At 74.5% G+C, this 20,262-nt stretch carries 18 protein-coding genes; 14 read left to right on the top strand and 4 right to left on the bottom strand.

Annotated features, from left to right (window positions below; all coding sequences use genetic code 11):
• Nucleotides 1-7 precede the first annotated feature (7 nt).
• A complete protein-coding gene (locus MU522_RS08080) occupies nt 8-1,864 on the bottom strand; it encodes a phospholipid carrier-dependent glycosyltransferase (protein WP_246990555.1) in 1,857 nt (618 codons plus the stop codon).
• Nucleotides 1,865-2,353: 489 nt separating this feature from the next.
• Between MU522_RS08080 and rsmI the strand changes: the two genes are divergently transcribed.
• The 3 genes from rsmI to MU522_RS08095 all read left to right on the top strand — a co-directional run bounded on the left by rsmI (nt 2,354) and on the right by MU522_RS08095 (nt 5,331).
• Nucleotides 2,354-3,175 (top strand): 16S rRNA (cytidine(1402)-2'-O)-methyltransferase, encoded by an 822-nt coding sequence (gene rsmI / locus MU522_RS08085; protein WP_246990556.1) that lies wholly within the window; start codon nt 2,354-2,356, stop codon nt 3,173-3,175.
• A gap of 74 nt (nt 3,176-3,249) precedes the next feature.
• Nucleotides 3,250-4,800 carry a methionine--tRNA ligase gene (gene metG / locus MU522_RS08090; protein WP_246990557.1) on the top strand — a complete coding sequence of 517 codons (1,551 nt, stop codon included), beginning with the start codon at nt 3,250-3,252 and terminating at the stop codon, nt 4,798-4,800.
• Nucleotides 4,801-4,860: 60 nt separating this feature from the next.
• Nucleotides 4,861-5,331, top strand: coding sequence for an SRPBCC domain-containing protein (locus tag MU522_RS08095; RefSeq protein WP_246990558.1), 471 nt, complete (start codon nt 4,861-4,863; stop codon nt 5,329-5,331).
• Nucleotides 5,332-5,367: 36 nt separating this feature from the next.
• Here MU522_RS08095 and MU522_RS13290 read toward each other — a convergent pair whose 3' ends face one another.
• Nucleotides 5,368-5,964, bottom strand: a complete 597-nt coding sequence (locus tag MU522_RS13290; protein WP_281439985.1) for a hypothetical protein — start codon at nt 5,962-5,964, stop codon at nt 5,368-5,370.
• Between the two features lie 112 nt (nt 5,965-6,076).
• On the opposite strand from MU522_RS13290, the gene MU522_RS08105 reads away from it, so the two are divergent.
• On the top strand, nt 6,077-7,030 hold the full coding sequence (locus MU522_RS08105) for a TatD family hydrolase (protein ID WP_246990559.1): 954 nt from the start codon (nt 6,077-6,079) through the stop codon (nt 7,028-7,030).
• A 19-nt stretch (nt 7,031-7,049) separates the two neighbouring features.
• Here MU522_RS08105 and MU522_RS08110 read toward each other — a convergent pair whose 3' ends face one another.
• Nucleotides 7,050-8,051, bottom strand: coding sequence for a hypothetical protein (locus MU522_RS08110; RefSeq protein ID WP_246990560.1), 1,002 nt, complete (start codon nt 8,049-8,051; stop codon nt 7,050-7,052).
• 110 nt (nt 8,052-8,161) lie between these two features.
• On the opposite strand from MU522_RS08110, the gene rsmA reads away from it, so the two are divergent.
• The 4 genes from rsmA to MU522_RS08130 all read left to right on the top strand — a co-directional run bounded on the left by rsmA (nt 8,162) and on the right by MU522_RS08130 (nt 12,717).
• Nucleotides 8,162-9,070 carry a 16S rRNA (adenine(1518)-N(6)/adenine(1519)-N(6))-dimethyltransferase RsmA gene (gene rsmA, locus MU522_RS08115; protein ID WP_246990561.1) on the top strand — a complete coding sequence of 303 codons (909 nt, stop codon included), beginning with the start codon at nt 8,162-8,164 and terminating at the stop codon, nt 9,068-9,070.
• Between the two features lie 3 nt (nt 9,071-9,073).
• Nucleotides 9,074-9,598 carry a DUF4287 domain-containing protein gene (locus MU522_RS08120; protein WP_246990562.1) on the top strand — a complete coding sequence of 175 codons (525 nt, stop codon included), beginning with the start codon at nt 9,074-9,076 and terminating at the stop codon, nt 9,596-9,598.
• Nucleotides 9,599-9,655: 57 nt separating this feature from the next.
• Nucleotides 9,656-10,579, top strand: a complete 924-nt coding sequence (locus MU522_RS08125) for a 4-(cytidine 5'-diphospho)-2-C-methyl-D-erythritol kinase (RefSeq protein WP_246990563.1) — start codon at nt 9,656-9,658, stop codon at nt 10,577-10,579.
• A gap of 317 nt (nt 10,580-10,896) precedes the next feature.
• Nucleotides 10,897-12,717, top strand: coding sequence for an ABC-F family ATP-binding cassette domain-containing protein (locus tag MU522_RS08130; protein WP_246990564.1), 1,821 nt, complete (start codon nt 10,897-10,899; stop codon nt 12,715-12,717).
• Nucleotides 12,718-12,733: 16 nt separating this feature from the next.
• Here MU522_RS08130 and MU522_RS08135 read toward each other — a convergent pair whose 3' ends face one another.
• Nucleotides 12,734-13,246: a winged helix-turn-helix domain-containing protein gene (locus MU522_RS08135; protein ID WP_246990565.1), complete on the bottom strand. Its 513-nt coding sequence runs from the start codon at nt 13,244-13,246 to the stop codon at nt 12,734-12,736.
• 65 nt (nt 13,247-13,311) lie between these two features.
• Here MU522_RS08135 and MU522_RS08140 point away from each other — a divergent pair, with 65 nt between their 5' ends.
• The 6 genes from MU522_RS08140 to raiA all read left to right on the top strand — a co-directional run bounded on the left by MU522_RS08140 (nt 13,312) and on the right by raiA (nt 20,247).
• On the top strand, nt 13,312-14,655 hold the full coding sequence (locus MU522_RS08140) for an MFS transporter (protein WP_246990566.1): 1,344 nt from the start codon (nt 13,312-13,314) through the stop codon (nt 14,653-14,655).
• Nucleotides 14,656-14,730: 75 nt separating this feature from the next.
• On the top strand, nt 14,731-15,414 hold the full coding sequence (gene mtrA, locus MU522_RS08145; protein ID WP_128190623.1) for an MtrAB system response regulator MtrA: 684 nt from the start codon (nt 14,731-14,733) through the stop codon (nt 15,412-15,414).
• Between the two features lie 7 nt (nt 15,415-15,421).
• Nucleotides 15,422-17,128, top strand: coding sequence for an MtrAB system histidine kinase MtrB (gene mtrB, locus MU522_RS08150; protein WP_246990567.1), 1,707 nt, complete (start codon nt 15,422-15,424; stop codon nt 17,126-17,128).
• Complete coding sequence (locus tag MU522_RS08155; protein WP_246990568.1) at nt 17,125-18,771, top strand: LpqB family beta-propeller domain-containing protein; 1,647 nt, start codon at nt 17,125-17,127, stop codon at nt 18,769-18,771. Before mtrB ends, MU522_RS08155 begins: the two co-directional genes overlap by 4 nt.
• A gap of 72 nt (nt 18,772-18,843) precedes the next feature.
• A complete protein-coding gene (locus MU522_RS08160; RefSeq protein WP_246990569.1) occupies nt 18,844-19,485 on the top strand; it encodes a phosphoribosyltransferase family protein in 642 nt (213 codons plus the stop codon).
• An 84-nt stretch (nt 19,486-19,569) separates the two neighbouring features.
• On the top strand, nt 19,570-20,247 hold the full coding sequence (raiA, locus tag MU522_RS08165) for a ribosome-associated translation inhibitor RaiA (protein ID WP_128190651.1): 678 nt from the start codon (nt 19,570-19,572) through the stop codon (nt 20,245-20,247).
• Nucleotides 20,248-20,262: the final 15 nt, after the last annotated feature.

Here is a 20,262-nt window from a genome sequence, read left to right on the forward strand (position 1 = left end):
GGGGGCCTCACCGGCCGGGCCACGTCGGCGGCCAGTAGCGCAGCCGCACGAGGTCGGAGGGCAGCTCGATGCCGTACCAGACGGGCAGGAACCAGAGCGCGACGGCGATGCTCGCGAGCACGAGCGCCGCGACCGTCAGCCAGCCCCACGCGCGGCGTTCGACGTCGTCGCGCGCGGGCCGCGTGACTGCCCGCGCGGCAGGAGCCGGCACGGCGGCCGCGAGGTCGGCGTCGAGCCGCGCCGACGCATCCGCCGCGTCATCCGCCGGCCGCGCGTCGTCCGCCGCCTCGTGACCCACCCCGAGCCCGTCCGTCGACCGGCTCTGCGCGGCGCCGACCGGACTATCCGGCCCAGCCGACACGGAGCCGGTCGACGGACGGCGCGGCGGCCCGACGAGCACCTGCAGCGCGTGCGCGAGCCCGATGACGAGGAACGGCAGGAAGACGATCGCGTAGAAGAAGAAGATCGTGCGCTCCGGGAACGCGAGCCACGGCACGTACCCGGCGGCGATCGCGACGAGCAGGAAGCCCACGCGCCGGTCGAGCGTGCGGCCGAAGCGGTAAAGCAGGAAGCCGAGCGCGACGATTCCGGCGTACCAGACGACGAGGTTCGGCAGCGCCGTCACCCACCAGGTGCCCGCATCGCCGGACGCCATCTCGAAGCCCGTCGGGCGGCCGAGCCACAGCCACTCGTAGGCGGGGGACTGGTACGAGTGGTCGCCGGTGAGCCCCACGTGGAAGCCGAGCTGCTGCGCGTGGTACGCCCAGAGCGACTGCAGCCCGAGCGGCACCCACGCGAGCAGCCCGCCCCAGCGCAGGTCGGCGCGCTCGAGCATGAGCTGCGAGCCCCAGCCGCCGTCGAACCAGCCGGCGTAGCTCGCGACGTAGACGACGAGCGCGGGTCCGACGAGCAGGACGAAGCTCGCCGGGGCCTGCGACAGCAGCGTGCCGAGCCACGGCGATCGGTAGCCTGCGCGCCGCCGGTCGAGGGCGTCGAGCAGCACCGTCCAGAGACCGAAGGCGGCGAGGAACACGGCGCCCGACCACTTCGTCGCGCACGCGGCGCCGAGCAGCACGCCGGCGACGACGATCCACGGCCGCGTCCACATGGCGGCGAGGATGCGCCGAGGCCGTTCGGCGAGGGCGCGCACGGTGCGCGCGGGGGAGCCGCGCCGGTCGACGAGCAGCGCTCCCGCGCCGGCCAGCACGAAGAGGGCGAGGATGCCGTCGAGCAGCGCCGTGCGGCTCATGACGATCGCGAAGCCGTCGATCGCCATCCACAGGCCCGCGAGCGAGGCGAACGCCACCGACCCCAGCAGGCCGCGCGCGATCGCGTAGGTGAGGCCCACGAGGGCGATGCCGGCGAGCGCGCTCGGCAGCCGCCACCAGAACGGGTCGGCCATGCCGAACACGGCCATCGCCATGCCGATGATCCACTTGCCGAGCGGCGGGTGCACGACGTAGTCGGCCTCGGTCGTGAGGCCGCCCGGGTCGCCCCCCTGGAAGCGCTCGTCGGAGCCCTCGGCCCATTCGCCCTCGTAGCCGAGCTGCCAGGTCGACCAGCCCTCCTTGACGTAGTACGTCTCGTCGAAGACGAGGATGCCCGGGTGGCCGAGCGCGGTGAGCCTCGCGACGGCGGCGATCGCGACGATGGCGACGGGCGCGCCGACCTCGATGCGGCGGCGGATGCGCGGCTCGGCGACGCGCGCTTCGAGCGCCTCGTAGGCGCGCACGAAGCGGCCCGGCGCACGCGTCGCGGGCCGTGCGGGCGCGGGCTCGTCGTCGACCGCGACGGCGGCGCCGGCGGGCGCGAGCGAGGATGCGCGCGCGCCGTCGTCGGGCTCGGCGGCGCGCGGGTCGGTCACCCGGCGATTCTCGCATCCCGGTGCTGGTCGAGCTGCGCCGCCGCACCCGCACCACCCGCTGGTCGAGCCGCTCGGGCCCCACCTCCGCTGGTCGAGCCGTTGCGCGCCCGCAGGGCGCGGAACGAGTCGAGACCACTCGCTCGCCGCGCACGGCAGTGGTCTCGACTCGGCCGGCCGCCTGCGGCGGCCGCCCGGCTCGACCAGCGGGAGCGGAGCCGTTGCGCGCCCGCAGGGCGCGGAGCGAGTCGAGACCACCGTCTCCCCGAGCGCGACGGTGGTCTCGACTCGGGCGGCCGCCTGCGGCGGCCGCCCGGCTCGACCAGCGGAGGGAGGCGGCCGCCCGGCACGACCAGCGGAGGGAGCAGCCGCCCGGCTCGACCAGCGGAGGGAGGCGGCCGCCCGGCTCGACCAGCGGGAGGGGGAGGGGGAGCGGCGGCCGACCGGCTCGACCAGCGGGGCGTGGCGAGGCGGCGCAGTAGCGTGGGCCGCGTGATCATCCTCGGCGCGACGCCCATCGGCAACCTGGGCGACGCGAGCGGCAGGCTCCGCGAGGCGCTCGCGACGGCCCCCGTGATCGCCGCCGAGGACACCCGCACCGCCCGCCAGCTCATGCGCGCGCTCGGCATCGACGCCCAGCCGCAGCTCGTCGCGCTCCACGAGCACAACGAGGAGGCCGCGTCGCCCGCGCTCGTCGAGCGCGCCCGCGACGAGGACGTGCTCGTGCTCACCGACGCCGGCATGCCGACCGTCAGCGACCCCGGCTTCCGGCTCGTGCAGGCAGCCGTCGCCGCCGGCGTCGCCGTCACGTGCCTGCCCGGGCCCTCGGCGGTGCTCACCGCGCTCGCGCTCTCGGGCCTGCCGACCGACCGGTTCGCCTTCGACGGCTTCCTGCCGCGGAAGGGCGGCGAGCGCGACCGCATGCTCGCCGCGCTCGCCCGCGAGGAGCGCACGGTCGTGCTCTTCGAGGCGCCGCACCGCCTCACCGACGCGCTCGAGGCGATCGACCGCGCGATGCCGGGCCGCCGCGTGGCCGTCTGCCGCGAGCTCACGAAGCGCTACGAGGAGGTGCGTCGCGGCACCGCCGCCGAGCTGCTGCCGTGGGCGCGCGAGGGCGTCAAGGGCGAGATCGTGCTCGTGCTCGAGGGCGCGGCGCCCGTGCTCGCCGACCTCGACGCGGCCGTGCAGCAGGTGCTGGGGCTCAAGGCGGCGGGGATGCGCCTCAAGGAGGCCGCGGCCGAGGTCGCGGAGGCGACCGGGCACCCGCGGAACGCGCTCTACCGGGCCGCCCTCACGCATCCGTCTGCCGGGTAGCGGTCTCGACGCGGGTCAGCCCTGCGAGCACGGACCGGCTCGGGCGGCGGGGGAGCGCGCCTAGGATTGACCCCATGCCCGAGCGCTTCACCGTCACGACGCCGATCTACTACGTCAACGACGTGCCGCACATCGGCCACGCCTACAACGAGGTCGCCACCGACGTGCTCGCCCGCTGGCACCGCATGCGCGGCGACGACACGTGGATGCTCACGGGCACCGACGAGCACGGCCAGAAGATCATGCGCACCGCGGCCGCGAACGGCGTGAGCCCGCAGGAGTGGACCGACCGGCTCGTCGAGAGCGCCTGGATCCCGCAGCTCGAGCTGCTGAACATCGCCAACGACGACTACATCCGCACCACGAGCGAGCGGCACAAGGTCGGCGTGCGCATCTTCCTCGAGCGCCTCAAGGAGGCCGGGTACATCTACCACGGCGAGTTCGAGGGCCAGTACTGCGTCGGCTGCGAGGAGTACAAGACGGCGAACGACCTGGTGCCCGGCACCGGCGAGTTCGAGGGCCAGCTCGTCTGCGCCATCCACTCCCGCCCGATCGAGGTCGTGCGAGAGGCGAACTACTTCTTCAAGCTCAGCGAGTTCGGCGACCGCCTGCTCGCGCTCTACGAGGAGCGCCCCGACTACGTGCAGCCCGAGCACGTGCGCAACGAGGTGCGCCAGTTCGTGAAGCAGGGCCTCAACGACCTGTCGATCAGCCGCAACACCTTCGACTGGGGCATCAAGGTGCCGTGGGACGAGACGCACGTCGTCTACGTCTGGTTCGAGGCGCTGCTGAACTACATCACCGCCAACGGCTACGGCGTCGACGACGAGCTGTTCGCGCGCCGCTGGCCGGCCGTGCACATCGTCGGCAAGGACATCGCGCGCTTCCACGCGGTCATCTGGCCCGCGATGCAGATGGCGGCAGGCATCGAGATCTCGTCGCACGTCTTCGGCCACGGCTGGCTGCTCGTCGGCGGCGAGAAGATGTCGAAGTCGAAGGCGACGGGCATCGAGCCGCGGCAGATCACCGAGGTCTTCGGCGTCGACGCCTTCCGCTACTACTTCATGTCGGCGATCGCGTTCGGCTCCGACGGCTCCTTCTCGTGGGAGGACCTCGACGCCCGATACCACGCCGAGCTCGCCAACGGCCTCGGCAACCTCGCCTCGCGCGTCATCGCGATGGTGCACAAGTACTGCGACGGCGTCGTGCCCGAGGTGGCCGTCGACGCCGACATCCTGGCGCTCACGACGGATGCGGTGGGTCGCGCCGAGCGGGCGATCGACCGGTTCGCGATCGACGAGGCCGTCGACGCGGCCATGTCGATCGTCGAGCGGCTGAACGGCTACATCACCGAGCAGGCGCCGTGGGTGCTCGCGAAGGATGAGGCGCAGCGCGACCGGCTGGCGGCGGTGCTCGCCTCGAACGTGCACGGCATCGGCGCGGCCGCGATCCTGCTCGCGCCGGTCATGCCCGAGACGGCGCAGAAGCTGTGGGCGGCGGTCGGCGGCGAGGGCGACGTGCTCGCGCAGCGCATCCAGGCGGCGCACGAGTGGCAGGGCACGGGCCGGGTGACGACCGTGCCGCCGCTCTTCCCGCGCATCGAGCAGGCGCAGCCCGCGAGCTGAGCCCGCTGCTGCATCCCTGCCGCCCTGGCTGAACGCCGGGCAGCGTGCGAGGGTGGGGGCATGAGCGAGACCACCCACGAGCGCACCGGTGAGCAGACCGTCGTGCACCGCCGCGAGTTCGACGCGCCCGCCGAGCGCGTGCAGCAGGCGCACACGGTCGCCGAGATCTTCTCGCAGTGGATGGGCCCTCGCGGCTCCCGCCTGCGCATCGAGCACTTCGAGCCGCGCACCGGCGGCGACTTCGACTACGTGGTCGAGGTCGGCGGCGGCGAGCACCGCTTCTGGGGCTCGTACCACGAGGTCGTCGAGGGCCGCATCGTGCACACCTGGGAGTACCAGGGGGAGCCCGGGCACCCGACGCTCGAGATCCTCGAGTTCCGCGAGCTGCCGGGCGAGCGGTGCGCGCTCGAGATCACCTCGGTCTACGCGTCGCGCGCCGACTGCGACGCGATGGTCGCCTCGGGCATCGACGTCGGCATGGACGAGGACTTCGAGCGGCTCGACGAGGCGCTCGCGCACCTCGCGCACTGAGCGCGCGCGGCGCCGTGCGCGGATCGCCGGTCGTCGCTACGGCGCGGGCAGCGTGAGCACGAGCGGCTCCGGCAGGCCCGTCACCGTCAGCTGCAGCGCCGCATCCGCTTCGACCTCGGCGGGCACATGCAGCGTGTAGGTGCGCGCCGCGTCGGGAGCGCCGCAGACCTGCGGCTGCTCGACCTGCACGGCGAGCGCGGTGGGCGACTCGGCGGTCAGCGGCCCGGCCAGTGCCCAGCAGCCGCTCGACGCGGGGAGCGACAGCGCGATGCGGGCGGGCGGGTCGATCCAGGTGGCGACGCCGCCGAGCCGCAGCACGTCGTCGACGGATGCGCCGCTGTGCTCGGGCAGGCCGTCCTCGCCGTCATCCAGTCCGACCGACGGCTCGGGGGCGACCATCGCCTGGGCCTCCGCCGCTTCCTCCTCAGCGGCCGCCGCATCGCGCGCGACCGACTGCTGCCCAGCCGCCTGCTGGTCGGCGGCGGTCTGCGTCGACTCCTCGGCCGACTCCGACGACGTGCCCGCCATCCCGGGCTCGCCCGCGCTCGGCGGCGAGACGGCGCCGCCGGATGCGCACGCGGACACCGCGAGCGCGGTCGCGATCGCGAGGGGAAGAGCCAGGCGTCTGGGCATGCCGGGAGGACCTCCGTGGACGAAAACGCGGACCACGATAGCGGCTCTTCCCCTACGACCGCCTGGAAGGGCCCTCGGCTCCGCCTGTGGACGGGTCTCCTAGGCTGGGTGCATGCCCACGAGCCACGACGGCACCGCCCCTGCCCGCACGCCCTCCGAGCCGCTCGCCGAGGCGCCGCGCGGGACGACGCTGCCCGGCGGCGAGTACATCCGGGAGCGCTTCGACGACGGCAAGCGCGACCTCACGCGGCCCGAGGCACCGGAGCCCCTCGGCGTGCCGATCTACGACAACCACACGCACCTGGAGATCAAGGACGGCGACGACTTCCCCTACTGGCGCGCCCTCGACGCGGCCGAGGCTGCCGGCGTCGCGGGCGTCATCCAGGTGGGCGGCGACGTCGAGTCGTCGGAGTGGTCGGCGGCGCTCGCGGCGCAGGACCGCCGCGTGCTCGCCGCGGTGGCGCTGCACCCGAACGAGGCGCCCGGCTACGCGGCGGCCGGCACGCTGCCCGACGCGCTCGCGACGATCGACGCGCTCGCCGCGCAGCCGCGCGTACGGGCGGTCGGCGAGACCGGCCTCGACTTCTTCCGCACCGGCGACGACGGCCGGCGCGCGCAGCACGAGTCGTTCGAGGCGCACATCGACATCGCGAAGCGGCACGGCATCGCGCTGCAGATCCACGACCGCGACGCGCACGACGAGGTCGTCGAGACGCTGCTGCGCGTCGGGGCGCCGGAGACGACGGTCTTCCACTGCTTCTCCGGCGACGAGGCGCTCGCGCGCACCGCGGCCGAGCACGGCTGGTACCTGTCGTTCGCGGGCACCGTGACCTTCTCGAGCGCGAAGAACCTGCACGCGGCGCTCGCGGTCGCCGACCGCAGCCGCATCCTGGTGGAGACGGATGCGCCGTTCCTCACGCCGACGCCGCACCGCGGCCGCCCGAACAGCCCGTACCTGACGCCGCTCACCGTGCGGTCGATGGCGGAGCGCCTCGGCATGGACGCCGACGAGCTCGCGGCGCTCACCGCCGAGAACACGGTGCGCGCCTACGGCAGCTGGGACTGAGGCGGCGACCCGGCCGGGGTCAGCCCAGCTCGATCGTGTCGTCTTGCGCGAGCTGCACGACCGCATCCTCGCCGTCGGCGCTCAGCCCGCTCACCGTGACCTCGACGCCGAGCGCAGCCGGCATCTGCTCGGCGAGCTCGAAGGTCCAGCCGTAGAGCCGACCGTCCGCGCTGCAGTCGCCGTCATGCGTCGGCTGCTCGAACTGCACCTCCAACGCGCCGGTGCCGGTCGCGCGCGCTGCCACCGGCGATGCCGTGCACTCCTCCATGCCGGACCCGAGCAGCAGCACCGCGAGCGTGCTGCCCGGCTCGACCCATCGCACCGCCACCGCCGGGTTCGTGCCCTCCGTGAGCACCTCGTCGAACGCCGGCAGCTGGGCCTCTGGAATGGGCGTCGGCTCCCCGGCGTCCGGCGGCGGCGACCCCGGGATGAGGCTCGGCTGCGGGTCGGCGGTCGGGCCGCTCTCGAGCCTGTCGTCGGGGCCGACCTGCAGCTCGAGCACCTCGTCGTTCCCCTGGAGGTTGACGAGCGACACCTGCAGCACCCGGTCGAGCTCGATCGCCGACGGGAGCGCGAGCTCCCAGCCGTGCAGGCGGAAGTCGGCGGTGCACATCATCGCGGGGTCGGGCGGGTCGAAGCGGATGGTCGCCGCTGGCTCCGTCTCGTCGAGCTCGAGCGGCTGCGGCTGCGGGATGCACCCGCCGCCCCCGCCCGAGCCGCCGATGATCACCGCGAGCGTCTCGCCGGGCGCGGCCCAGGCGACGACGACGCCCTCGGACGAGACGCGGTCGAAGAGGTAGGAGTCGTTGAGGCGGTCGTCCTCGATCGGCACCGGGGCCGTGCCCGTCGCGCTCGGCGGCGCATCGGGCGCGGAGGGCGAGCCGGAGGGGGTGCCGGGCTGCGCCGTACAGGCGGCGAGCAGCGCGGCGACGCCAGTGAGCGCCGCGGCCGCGAGCGCCCTCGCCGGCCTGCCCCGACGCATCCGCGATGCTGCGGTGCTGGCTCGGACGGTGCTGCCCATGCGGCCTCCTCGATCGGGGGCGGTGCCGCTTCGACGGCGCTGCCCGCACCCGCATCCTGACGCACGCCCCTGGGCGCCCGGTCAGCGGGCGCTCGGCATAGGCTCGACGCGTGAGCGAGAGCATCGAGGGCGTGTCGAGCGCCGCGACCCTGCTGGGCGGCGCCGAGATCCGCGCGCTCGCGGCGCGGCTCGACCTGACGCCCACGAAGCGGTGGGGCCAGAACTTCGTCGTCGACGCCAACACGGTGCGGCGCATCGTGCGGACCGCGGATGTGTCGGGCCTCGACGTCGTCGAGGTCGGGCCGGGCCTCGGGTCGCTCACGCTCGGCCTCACCGAGGCGGGCGCCCGGGTGGCGGCCGTCGAGATCGACCCGCGGCTCGCCGAGCTGCTGCCCGAGACCGTGGCGCGCAAGCAGCCCGGGGCGCGCCTCGAGGTCGTGGAGCACGACGCGCTGACGATCGAGGCGCTGCCGTTCCCGCCGCAGGCGATCGTCGCGAACCTGCCGTACAACGTGTCGGTGCCGGTGCTCATCCACCTGCTCGAGCGCTTCCCGAGCATCGAGCGCGCGCTCGTGATGGTGCAGGCCGAGGTCGGGCACCGGCTCGCCGCGAAGCCGGGCTCGAAGACCTACGGCTCGCCGAGCGCGAAGGTCGCCTGGTGGGGGCCCTGGGCGCTCGAGGGCGACGTGTCGCGCCAGATCTTCTGGCCCATCCCGGGCGTCGACAGCGTGCTCGTCGGCTTCCGCCGCGGGCCGTCGCGCGGCGACGAGGCGCTGCGGAAGCGCACCTTCCGGGTGATCGACGGCGCGTTCGGGCAGCGCCGCAAGATGCTCCGGCAGGCGCTCTCGGGCGTCTACGGCTCGTCGGCAGCGGCCACCGAGGTGCTCGAGCGCGCCGGCGTCGACCCGACGCTGCGCGGCGAGGCGCTCGCGCTCGACGACTTCATCCGCATCGCCCAGGCCGGGCCGACGGCGCCGGCCGCCGCCGACGCATCCGCCCCCGTCCTGCTGGAGGACTGAGTGGTGGAGCGGATCGACAAGAACATGGGGCCGGCCGCGCTCCAGGCGGCGACCGGGCGCACCCACGAGCAGTGGCGCGACCTCATCGAGGGCGCGGGCGGCCTCGAGTGGACGCACCGGGCGACCGTCGACTGGCTCGTCGGTGAGCACGGCGTCGACCCGTGGTGGGCGCAGGGCATCACCGTCGACTTCGAGCAGGACCGCAAGGGACGGCTGCCCGGCCAGCAGGCCGACGGCACGTTCACGGTCGCGCGTACCCGCACCGTGCCGGGGGAGCGCCTCGCGGCGCTCGGCGCCGTGCGCGCCGCCGTCGAGGCGCGCCACGGCGCTCCGCACGGCGAGAACCTCGCCGCCGCGCAGCCGGTCGTGCGCTGGCGGCTCGGCGACGGCACGCGGCTCGCGGCGGCGGCGCAGCAGCCGAACCGCTCGGGCACGCCCGTCAGCCTCACGATCGAGCGGCTGCCCGACGCCGGGGCGATGGCGGCCGCGAAGGCCGAGATCGACGCGATCTTCGCCGCCGTCGGCTGAGCGGGCCGGGACGGGCCGTGCAGGGACGACCGCTGCGGGCGCACTAGGTTGGATGCCGTGGTGACGAGGAGCACGGTGCGGGCGAAAGCGCCCGGCAAGATCAACGTGCACCTCGGCGTGGGTGCGCTGCAGGACGACGGCTACCACGACGTCGCGACCGCCTACCAGGCCGTCAGCCTCTACGAGATCGTCGAGGCGACCGCCGCCCCCGACTTCTCGGTGCGCTTCTCGGGCCCCATCCCGCACGAGACGCTCTCGACCGGCGCCGACAACCTCGCGATCCGCGCCGCGATGGCGCTCGCCCGTCGCGGCCGCGTCTCGGGCGGCGTCGCGCTCTCGATCGAGAAGCACGTGCCGATCGCCGGCGGCATGGGCGGCGGCAGCGCCGACGCCGCCGCGACGCTCGTCGCGTGCGACGAGCTGTGGGGGCTGCACCTCGGCCGCGAGGCGCTGCACGAGATCGCCCGCGACCTCGGCGCCGACGTGCCCTTCGCGCTCGCCGGCGGCACGGCCGTCGGCACGGGCCGCGGCGACCGCCTGACGCCCGCGCTCGCGCGCGGCCAGTTCCACTGGGTGCTCGCCTACGCCGACGCGGGCCTGTCGACGCCCGACGTCTACCGGGCGCTCGACGAGCACCGCGCGCTGCACGCGGCCGACATCGCGCCCGCCCACGACGTGCCGACGGTGGATGCGCGGGTGCTGCAGGCGCTGCGGGCCGGCGACGCGTCGATGCTCGCCGAGGTGCTGCAGAACGACCTGCAGGCGCCCGCGCTGCGCCTCATGCCGCGGCTCGCCGGCACGCTCGAGCTCGGGGAGCGCTCCGGCGCCCTGGCCGGCATCGTGTCGGGCTCGGGCCCGACGGTCGCGTTCCTCTGCGACGACCTCGAGTCGGCGCTCGAGCTGCAGGTGAGCCTCTCGGCGGCGCAGCTGCTCGCGGTGAAGGTGACCGGCCCCGTGCCCGGCGCCCGCCTGATCGACTGAGCCCGCCGCATCCGTGCGCCGAGTGGCGCCTCCCGCCACTGAGTGGCGCCACCCGCTGAGTGCGCCTCCCGCCACTGAGTGGCGCCTCCCGCTGAGTGGCGCCTCCCGCCACTGAGTGGCGCCTCCCGTCATCGAGTGGCGCCTTGTGCGATCGAGTGGCGCCACTCGATCGCCGGGGCCGCCACTCGATCGCCGGAGCCGCCACTCGATCGCCGGAGGCGCCACTCGATCGCCGGAGCCGCCACTCGGGGGAGGAGGGCGGCCGGCGGATGCGCCGGGCGGCGCACGCCCGCGCGGTGCGGGATGATGGAGGCCATATGGCACATCTCCTGGGCGCCGAGCGCGTCGGCGTCGCGTTCCCGACCCGCACCGTGTTCGAGTCGATCTCCCTCGGCCTCGAGGACGGCGACCGCATCGGCATCGTCGGCCGCAACGGCGACGGCAAGTCGACGCTGCTGCGCGTGCTCGCCGGCAGCCTCGAACCGACGAGCGGCCGCGTCACGCGCCGCGGCGGCATTCGCGTGGGCGTGCTCGACCAGCAGGACACGCTCGACGGCGCGCTGACGGTCGGCGAGGCGGTCGTCGGCGACCGCCCCGAGCACGAGTGGGCGGGCGACGCGCGCATCCGCGACCTGCTCGCCGGGCTCGTCGGCGACCTCGACTGGCACGCCGCCGTCGGCAGCCTCTCGGGCGGCCAGCGCCGCCGCGTGGCGCTCGCGAAGCTGCTCGCCGGCGACTGGGACGTGCTCTTCCTCGACGAGCCCACCAACCACCTCGACGTGCAGGGCATCGCCTGGCTCGCCGACCACCTGAACGCCCGCTACGCGACCGGCCGCGGCGCGTTCGTCGCGATCACGCACGACCGGTGGTTCCTGGATGCGGTGTGCACGGGCACGTGGGAGGTGCACGACGGCCTCGTCGAGCCCTTCGAGGGCGGCTACGCGGCCTACGTGCTGCAGCGCGTCGAGCGCGACCGGATGGCCGCCGCGACCGAGTCGAAGCGGCAGAACCTCATGAAGAAGGAGCTCGCGTGGCTGCGCCGCGGCGCGCCCGCCCGCACCGCGAAGCCGAAGTTCCGCATCGAGGCCGCGACGCAGCTCATCGAGGACGAGCCGCCCGTGCGCGACCCGATCCAGCTCGCGCAGCTCGCCGCCACGCGGCTCGGGAAGGACGTCGTCGACATCGTCGACGCGTCGGTCGAGCTCGGCGGCCGCACGATCCTCGACGACGTCACCTGGCGCATCGCCCCCGGCGAGCGCGCCGGCGTGCTCGGCCGCAACGGCGCCGGCAAGTCGACCCTGCTCGCCCTCATCGCCGGGCGCATCCGCCCCACCTCGGGCCGCGTGAAGACGGGCAAGACCGTGAAGATCGCCGAGCTCACGCAGGAGCTCGCCGAGCTCAGGCAGCACGAGGACGACCCCGTGCGCACCGTCGTCGGCAGCCTGAAGTCGAGCTACGCCTCCGGCGGCAAGGAGCTGACGCCCGGGCAGCTGCTCGAGCGCCTCGGCTTCCGCTCCGGCGAGCTCTCGACGCTCGTCAAGGACCTCTCGGGCGGCCAGCGCCGCCGCCTGCAGCTGCTGCTCATCCTGCTCGACGAGCCCAACGTGCTCATCCTCGACGAGCCGACGAACGACCTCGACACCGACATGCTCGCCGCGATGGAGGACGTGCTCGACTCGTGGGCGGGCTGCCTCATCGTCGTCAGCCACGACCGCTACCTCATCGAGCGCGTCACCGACCACCAGTACGCCGTGATCGACGGCGCGCTCGTGCACATGCCGGGGGGCGTGGATGCGTACCTCGAGCGATCGGGGCGCGGCTCGGTCGGGCGGGCCAAGGCGCGGCCGACCGACGCCTCGCCCGCCGACGCCGGCGCGTCCGCCGGAGCCGGCGGCGCCGCGGGCGGCGGCCTCAGCGGCGCCGAGCGCCGCGCGCTCGAGAAGGAGGCGGCGAGCCTCGACCGCCGGCTCGCGAAGGCGACGCAGGAGCGCGCCGCGGTGCTCGCCCGCTTCGAGGCCGCCGACCACAGCGACTTCGACGCGCTCGCGGCGCTGCAGGGCGAGCTCGCCGACGTCGATGCCCGCATCGCCGAGCTCGAGGAGCAGTGGCTCGACGCGCACGAGGGCCTCGAGGCGTAGCGCCCGAGCCGCCGGCTCAGCGCTGCTGCACGTCGGGGTGCGTGGCGATCATGAACGAGGTCGGGTCGCCGTCGGGGGAGTCGCGGGTGCGCAGCCACTCCATGAGCTCGACGGTGCGGCGGTCGAGCTCGGCGCGGTCCTCGGGGCTCAGCCGCACGCCGAGGCGGCCGATGTCGAGATCGCCCGGCTGCACGCCCTGGATCTCCTGCAGGAAGGTCTGCACGAGCACCGGGCCGACGAGCGGCGCCTCCGAGCCGTGCCAGGTCATGCCCGTGGCGCGGTAGGGGATCTCCTTCGCGCCGCGCGCCCCGACCCGGGGCTCCTCGGCGGCGAGGAAGCCGACATCGACGAGCGCCTGCACGTGGTGGTGCATGGTGCCGGCGTTCATCTGCAGGAGCCGCGCGAGCTCCTTGTTCGTGCGCGGCTCGTGCAGGCAGAGGCGCAGGATGCGCCAGCGCAGCGGCGACGAGAGCGCCTTGGCCTTGGCGGTCAGCTCGCGCGATGGCGGCGGCATCGCCTCGTCGGTCATGGCCTCAGCGTAGCCGCTCGCAATCAGTGATTGGGAGAACCCAATCACTGCGCTACGCTTCCTGCATGACCACCGAGCCCGAGGCATCCGCGGCCCCCACGCCCGCCTCGACCATCCCCGACACCGCCCCCGCCTCCCCGGCCGCACCGCCGCCGGGCCACCGCGGCCTGTGGCGCGAGCGAGGGTTCCCCGCGTTCTGGCTCGGCCAGGGCCTCAGCCAGCTCGGCGCGCAGTTCGCGGCGCTCGCGATGCCGATCGTCGCGGTCGCGATCCTGCAGGCCGACGACGCGCAGATGGGCTACCTGCACGCCGCCGAGACCGCGGCGTTCCTGCTCGTCGGCCTGCCCGCCGGCGCGTGGCTCGACCGGATGCGCAAGCGCACCGTGATGATCGCGGCCGACCTCGTGCGCGTGGTCGCGGTGGCCGCCGTGCCGCTCCTGTGGCTCGCCGGGATGCTCGAGATGTGGCACCTGTTCGTCATCGGCGCCGTGGTCGGCGTCGCCACCGTCTTCTTCGACGTCGGCTACCAGTCGTTCGTGCCCGTGCTCGTGCGCGACGAGCACGTCGGGCCCGCGAACGGCGCGCTCGAGGCGACCGCGCAGACGATGCGGCTCGGCGGCCCCGCGGTCGCCGGCCTGCTGCTCAAGGTGCTCTCGGCGCCGCTGCTGCTCGCCGCCAACGCGGTCGGCTTCCTGCTGAGCGCCATCAGCCTCATGCTCGTGTGCGACGAGGAGGTCGTGAAGCCGAAGCACGAGCGGCAGCACCTCGTGCGCGAGATCGCCGAGGGGCTGCGGTTCGTCGCCCGCACCGACTTCCTCGTGCGGATCGTCGGCACCACGGCGCTCACGAACCTCGGCACGACGATCGCCATGACGCTCTCGCCCATCCTGATCCTGCGCATCCTCGGCCTCGACCCGGCCATCTACGGCGTGCTCATGACGCTCGGCGCCGTCGGCGGCCTCGTGGGCTCGGTGCTCGCGAACCGCATCGCCCGCTGGATCGGCGAGGGGCCGGCGCTGTCGGCCTCGACGCTGCTCTTCGTCGCCTCGGCGGCGCTGCTGCCCGCCGCGGCGCACTTCCCCGACGCGGCGGTCGTGCTGCTCGTGCTGTTCGAGGCGCTGCTCGGCTTCTCGGTGCTCGTCTACAACATCGTGCAGGTCACCGCGCGGCAGCGCATCTGCCCGAAGCCGCTCCTCGGCCGCATGAACGCCTCCATCCGCTTCGTCGTCTGGGGCGTCATGCCCATCGGTGCACTCGTCGCCGGCTGGCTCGGCACCGCCTTCGGCACGCTGTCGGCGATCTGGGTGGGCTCGATCATCGCGATGCTGGGCGCGCTGCCGCTGCTGCTGAGCCCCTACGCCCGCATGCGGGCGCTGCCGACGCGGGAGGACGCGACGCGGCAGGCCTGACCGGCCGCCACAGCCGACTCGGTTACCCTGGCGGGAGCCGCGCCGACGGGCGCGCGGCACGAGAGGGGGGCGACGATGCAGACGATCCTGGTCGTCGACGACGACCCCGCGCTCGCCGAGATGATCGGCATCGTGCTCGCCGGGGAGGGCTACCAGCTCGAGTTCTGCGCCGACGGCGCGGAGGCGGTCGACCGGTTCCACGAGGTCCGTCCCGACCTCGTGCTCCTCGACCTGATGCTGCCGGGCAAGGACGGCATCCAGATCTGCACCGAGCTGCGCGCCGAGTCGGGCGTCCCCATCATCATGCTCACCGCGAAGGGCGACCCGACCGACATCGTCGTCGGGCTCGAGTCGGGCGCCGACGACTACGTCGTGAAGCCCTTCAACCCGAAGGAGCTCGTCGCCCGCGTGCGCACGCGCCTGCGCCCGCAGCGGCAGGAGGACGGCGGCACGCTGCGCGTCGCCGACCTCGAGATCGACGTCGAGGGCCACCAGGTGCGCCGCGCCGGCAGCGTCATCGGCCTCACGCCGCTCGAGTTCGAGCTGCTCGTCACGCTCGCCTCGAAGCCCAACCAGGTGTTCTCGCGCGAGATGCTGCTCGAGCAGGTCTGGGGCTACCACTACAAGGCCGACACGCGCCTCGTGAACGTGCACGTGCAGCGCCTGCGCTCCAAGGTCGAGCGCGACGTCGACAACCCCGTGGTGGTGACGACCGTGCGCGGCGTCGGCTACCGCGCCGGCGCACCCACCCCAAGCTGAGGCAGCGATGGCCGCACGGCGCCCGCCCGGCTGGGGCCGCCTGATCTGGGACCGGGCGACCCGGGTCGTCCGGCACTCGCTGCAGGCGCGCGTCGTCGCGGCCAGCATGGCGATGTCGACCTTCGCGCTCGTCGGCGTGTTCGGCTACATGTCGGCGTCGGTGAGCCAGAACCTCTTCGAGACCCGCCGCGACGAGGCGCTCGTCGAGGCCGTGCGCGCATCGACCGCGATGCAGCAGAGCTTCGACGAGGCCGTGACGCAGAACCTCACGAGCGGTGAGGTGGATGCGCTGCAGGACCGGGCGCTCGACGCCGTCACCGGGCTCATCTCGTCGCGGTCGAGCACCGAGTACGCGATGCTCCGCGCCGAGTCGCAGACCGCGACGCTGCTGCAGATGAACGACGTCCAGTCGCAGTCGTTCGACACCGACCTGCTCACCCCCGAGCTGCGCTCTGCCGTCGCCGCCGCATCCGACACCCCCTACTACCAGTCGGTGCGGCTCGAGGGGAGCGAGGGCTCGCAGCCGGGCATCATCGTCGGCAGCACCGTCGACGTGCCGCTCGCCGGCCGCTACGAGCTGTACCTGCTCACGAGCCTGCAGGCGACGCAGGAGACGCTCGGCTTCATGCAGCTGACGATGATGGCGGGCGGTCTCGCCCTCATCGCGCTCATCGGCGCGATCACGTGGTTCGTGGCCCGCATGGTGGTCGGGCCCGTGCAGACCGCGGCCGACTCGAGCGCCCGCATCGCCGCGGGCGAGCTCGACGTGCGCATCCCGGTGCGCGGCGACGACGAGATCGCGAAGCTCGGCCGCTCGTTCAACGACATGGCCGACTCGATCTCGCGGCAGATCAACGAGCTCGCGACCCTCTCGACCGTGCAGCAGCGGTTCGTCTCCGACGTCTCGCACGAGCTGCGCACCCCGCTCACCACCATCCGGCTCGCGGGCGACGTGCTGCACGACCGGCGGGAGTCGTTCGACCCGGTCACGAGCCGCACGGTCGAGCTGCTGCACGCGCAGATCCTGCGGTTCGAGCAGCTGCTCGCCGACCTGCTCGAGCTGAGCCGCTTCGACGCCGGCGCCGCGCAGCTCGACATCGAGCCGACCAACCTCGTGCGGCTCGCCGAGGCCGAGATCTCGGCCGTCGAGCCGCTCGCCGCGGAGCGCGGCACCGAGCTGCGGCTCGTCGCCCCCGGCGGGCACTTCGAGGCGGAGGTCGACCCCCGTCGCATCCGCCGGATCCTGCAGAACCTGCTCGGCAACGCCATCGACCACGGGGAGGGCAGGCCCGTGGTGGTCACCGTCGACTCGACGAGCGACGCCGCCGCGATCGCCGTGCGCGACCACGGCGTCGGCATGACCGAGGAGGAGGCAGCGCGCGTGTTCGACCGCTTCTGGCGCGCCGACCCGTCGCGGCAGCGCCGCACGGGCGGCACAGGCCTCGGCCTGTCGATCAGCCGCGACGACGCCGCGCTGCACGGCGGCTGGATCGACGTGTGGTCGCAACCGGGCGAGGGCACCGCGTTCCGGCTCACGCTGCCGCGGGCCGGCGCGCACGCGGTCGCCTCGCCGATCGAGCTGCCGCCCGCCGACACGCAGGCGATCGTGCTGCCGCCGGCGGCGGAGGAGGCGCCCGCGCCCGAGGCGATCGACGCCATGGAGATCACCCTCGTCGACCCGCCCGCCGCCTCGACGAAGGAGCCCGGCCGATGAAGCGCATCCTCGCCGCCGCGGCCGTGCTCGTGCTCGCCGGCTGCGTCGCCATCCCCGACTCCGGCCCCGTCACCGAGGGCCACGTCGACGCGGGCGAGCAGGCCGATGACCTGATCTTCCTCGCGCAGGAGCCGCATCCGGGCGCCACGCAGGAGGAGATCGTGCGCGGCTTCCTGAGCGCCGCGATCAGCCCCGGCGACGACTTCGCGATCGCCCGCGAGTACCTCGCCGGCGAGGCGGCCGAGCAGTGGGACCCGGGTGCGGGCGTGCTCGTGCGCTCCGGGCAGCCCGAGGTGTCGCTCGGCGGCGAGACGACCGCGACGGCCGTGACGACCGCCGTCTCCGAGCTCGACGGCTCGGGCGCCCTGCAGCTGCTCGACGCCGACCGCATGCTCGAGTTCCGGCTGCTGCAGGTGGCGGGGGAGTGGCGCATCTCGCAGGCGCCCGACGGCATCGTGCTGTCGAGCTTCCACTTCGCCCAGCTCTTCCGCCCGCACACCCTGCACTGGCTGACGCCCGACGGCACCCGCACGGTGCCGGAGGTGCGCTGGTTCGAGCGCACCGCGACCACGCTGCCCGGGCGGATGGTCGACGCGCTGCTCGCGGGGCCGTCGAGCTGGATCGCGCCCGCCGTCACGACCGCGGGCGCCCCGGACGCGCGCACCATCGGCGAGCCCGTCGTGTCGGGCACGATCGTCACCGTCACGCTCGACTTCGCGCAGGTCGAGCAGCTCGGCAGCGGCAGCCTCGAGCCGCTCTCGACGCAGCTGGCGCTCTCGCTGCGCTCGATCGGCGCCCGGGAGGTGCGCATCCAGGTCGAGGGCCTCGACGGCTTCACCGCCTCGAGCGCGTCGGCGCAGCCCGTGGACGACGGCGACGTCGACCAGCGGCCGCTCGTGCTCGACGGCACGTCGCTGCGCTCGATCGGCGGCGGCGCCGCGGGGATCGAGGACGTCGGGCCGGCGCTCTCGGCCATCGGCGCCACGAGCTACACGGTCGGCGCCGCGGGCGGCGTCGCGACGACGGGCTCCACCGCCGCGTGGCTCGAGCCGGGCGCCGCGCCCGTGGTCATCTCGACGGGCTCGGCGATCGTGCCGACCGTCGACGACACGGGCTGGGTGCTGCTGCAGGAGCAGGGCACGCCGCAGGCGCTCGTCGCGTGGCGCGACGGCGAGCGCAGCGCCCTGCCGCTGCCGCCGGGCGGCACCGCGCGCCTCGCCGCGATGGAGCTCTCGCGCGACGGCGCGCGCCTCGCGCTCACGACCGTGGAGGGCAGCGAGAGCGAGGTGTGGGTCGCGGCCGTCATGCGCGACGCGTCCGGCCGGCCAGTCTCGCTCGGCGAGCCCTACCGGCTGCCGCGCGTCGACGGGGCGGCGACCGACATCACCTGGGTGAGCTCGACCGAGGTCGCGGTGCTGGCCGCGAACGGCGACGAGTCGCAGATCGTGATGCTCGCGGTCGGCGGCGCCGCCGAGCAGCTGCCGGCGCCGGGCGAGGCGGTGCGCGCGATCGTCGGCGGCAGCGAGGGCGCGTCGACGCTGCGGGCGCTCGGCGCCGACGGCTCGCTGCTGTCGCTCCGGGGCCGCGTCTGGACGGCGGCGACGGGGCTCGCGCCCATCACGCTCATCGCGACGCAGCAGTAGGGCCCGACCTGCTCTCCACAGGCGGCGGTGCTCGCGGCCCGCGCCGGCGCATCCGCCCGCCATCCTGCGCGCATGGGGATCGGCGGCGCGCTGCGCGAGGCGGCGAGCGTGCTGTGGCCCGTCGCGTGCGCGGGCTGCGGCGCGCCCGACGTCGCGGTGTGCGCGCCGTGCGCGGCGCTGCTCACCGGCGACCCCGTGCGCGGCGACGTCGACGGCGTGCCGCTCGTCGCGGCCGCCGCGTACGAGGGGAAGGTGCGGATGCTCGTGGCCGCGTGCAAGGAGCACGGCGGCCGGGCGGAGTCTCGGGCCCTCGGCGCGGGCCTGGCGCTCGCGATCGCGCAGGCCCCCGCCGCACCCCTCGTGCGCGTGCCCTCGAGCCGCGCCGGGCTGCGGCGGCGGGGGTTCGACCCGGTCGAGCTCGTGCTGCGGGGCGCGGGGCTGCGCGCCGTGCCGCTGCGCCGCGTCGCGGGCGGCGGCGCGCAGAAGGAGCGCTCCGTCGACGAGCGCGCGAGCGCCGCGCAGGGCACGCTCGCGCTGCCGCGCCGCGCCGCGGAGCGCCTCGCGGGCGCGGCGGTGGTGCTCGTCGACGACGTCGTCACGAGCGGCGCGACGATGCGCGAGGCGGTGCGCGCGGTGCGCGCGGCGGGGTGCGATGCGGCCGCGATCGCCGCCGTCGCGCGGGTGCCGAGACGGGTTCCGGGAGCGCTCGGCTGAGCCCGGGGCGCCGGGGGTAGAGTGACGGCACGCAAGTCGGCGCAGCAGCCGCAAGCGCCGACGCCCTACCCATGGGAGGCCACTATGGAGATCACGTTCGGCGCCAAGGGCGCAGACATCACGGACCGCTTCCGCGCCTACGCGGAGGAGAAGCTGGCGAAGGTCACGCAGCTCCTGCCCCGTGCGACTGCCCTCGACGTCAAGCTCACCCGCCACGCGGATGCGCACTCCGCGATCGCCGGCGGACGGGTCGAGATCACCGTCCACGGGCCCGGCTCGATCATCCGTGCCGAGTCCGACGGGCCCGACAAGTACATGGCCTTCGACTCCGCCTACCACCGCATCATGGAGCGCGCGAGGCGCGCCCACGACAAGCGCCACGACCACAGCGCCCGCAAGCGCACACCGCTGCGAGAGGCGGCTGCGAACGGCTTCGAGCAGGTCGCCATCACGCCCGCCGACCCGGCCGTCGTCGAGGCGGTCGCGACGGGCTCCGTGCCGACGATCGAGCCCGATCGCGAGCAGGAGCACGAGTGGTCGCCCGTGGTGATCCGCGAGAAGCGCTTCCCCGCGAAGCGCATGGGCGTGCGCGAGGCGGTCGACCAGATGGAGCTCGTCGGCCACCCCTTCTACCTCTTCGTCGACGAGGCGAGCGGCGAGTGCGCCGTCGTCTACCGGCGCAAGGGCTGGTCGTACGGCGTGATCTCCCTCGACGAGGAGCAGGCCGAGTCGGCGGCGAGCGCCGAGCGCGCCGCCTCCTGACCCCTCCGCGCGGCG

Source organism: Agrococcus sp. SCSIO52902 (assembly GCF_022983135.1).
GTDB lineage: Bacteria > Actinomycetota > Actinomycetes > Actinomycetales > Microbacteriaceae > Agrococcus > Agrococcus sediminis.

Bases quoted from the DNA above. Each gene is read 5' to 3' on its own strand.
- metG (WP_246990557.1), top strand. From the start codon at position 3,250: ATGCCCGAGCGCTTCACCGTCACGACGCCGATCTACTACGTCAACGAC.
- MU522_RS08095 (WP_246990558.1), top strand. From the start codon at position 4,861: ATGAGCGAGACCACCCACGAGCGCACCGGTGAGCAGACCGTCGTGCAC.
- MU522_RS13290 (WP_281439985.1), bottom strand. From the start codon at position 5,964: ATGCCCAGACGCCTGGCTCTTCCCCTCGCGATCGCGACCGCGCTCGCG.
- MU522_RS08105 (WP_246990559.1), top strand. From the start codon at position 6,077: ATGCCCACGAGCCACGACGGCACCGCCCCTGCCCGCACGCCCTCCGAG.
- MU522_RS08110 (WP_246990560.1), bottom strand. From the start codon at position 8,051: ATGGGCAGCACCGTCCGAGCCAGCACCGCAGCATCGCGGATGCGTCGG.
- MU522_RS08130 (WP_246990564.1), top strand. From the start codon at position 10,897: ATGGCACATCTCCTGGGCGCCGAGCGCGTCGGCGTCGCGTTCCCGACC.
- MU522_RS08135 (WP_246990565.1), bottom strand. From the start codon at position 13,246: ATGACCGACGAGGCGATGCCGCCGCCATCGCGCGAGCTGACCGCCAAG.
- MU522_RS08140 (WP_246990566.1), top strand. From the start codon at position 13,312: ATGACCACCGAGCCCGAGGCATCCGCGGCCCCCACGCCCGCCTCGACC.
- mtrA (WP_128190623.1), top strand. From the start codon at position 14,731: ATGCAGACGATCCTGGTCGTCGACGACGACCCCGCGCTCGCCGAGATG.
- mtrB (WP_246990567.1), top strand. From the start codon at position 15,422: ATGGCCGCACGGCGCCCGCCCGGCTGGGGCCGCCTGATCTGGGACCGG.
- MU522_RS08155 (WP_246990568.1), top strand. From the start codon at position 17,125: ATGAAGCGCATCCTCGCCGCCGCGGCCGTGCTCGTGCTCGCCGGCTGC.
- MU522_RS08160 (WP_246990569.1), top strand. From the start codon at position 18,844: ATGGGGATCGGCGGCGCGCTGCGCGAGGCGGCGAGCGTGCTGTGGCCC.
- raiA (WP_128190651.1), top strand. From the start codon at position 19,570: ATGGAGATCACGTTCGGCGCCAAGGGCGCAGACATCACGGACCGCTTC.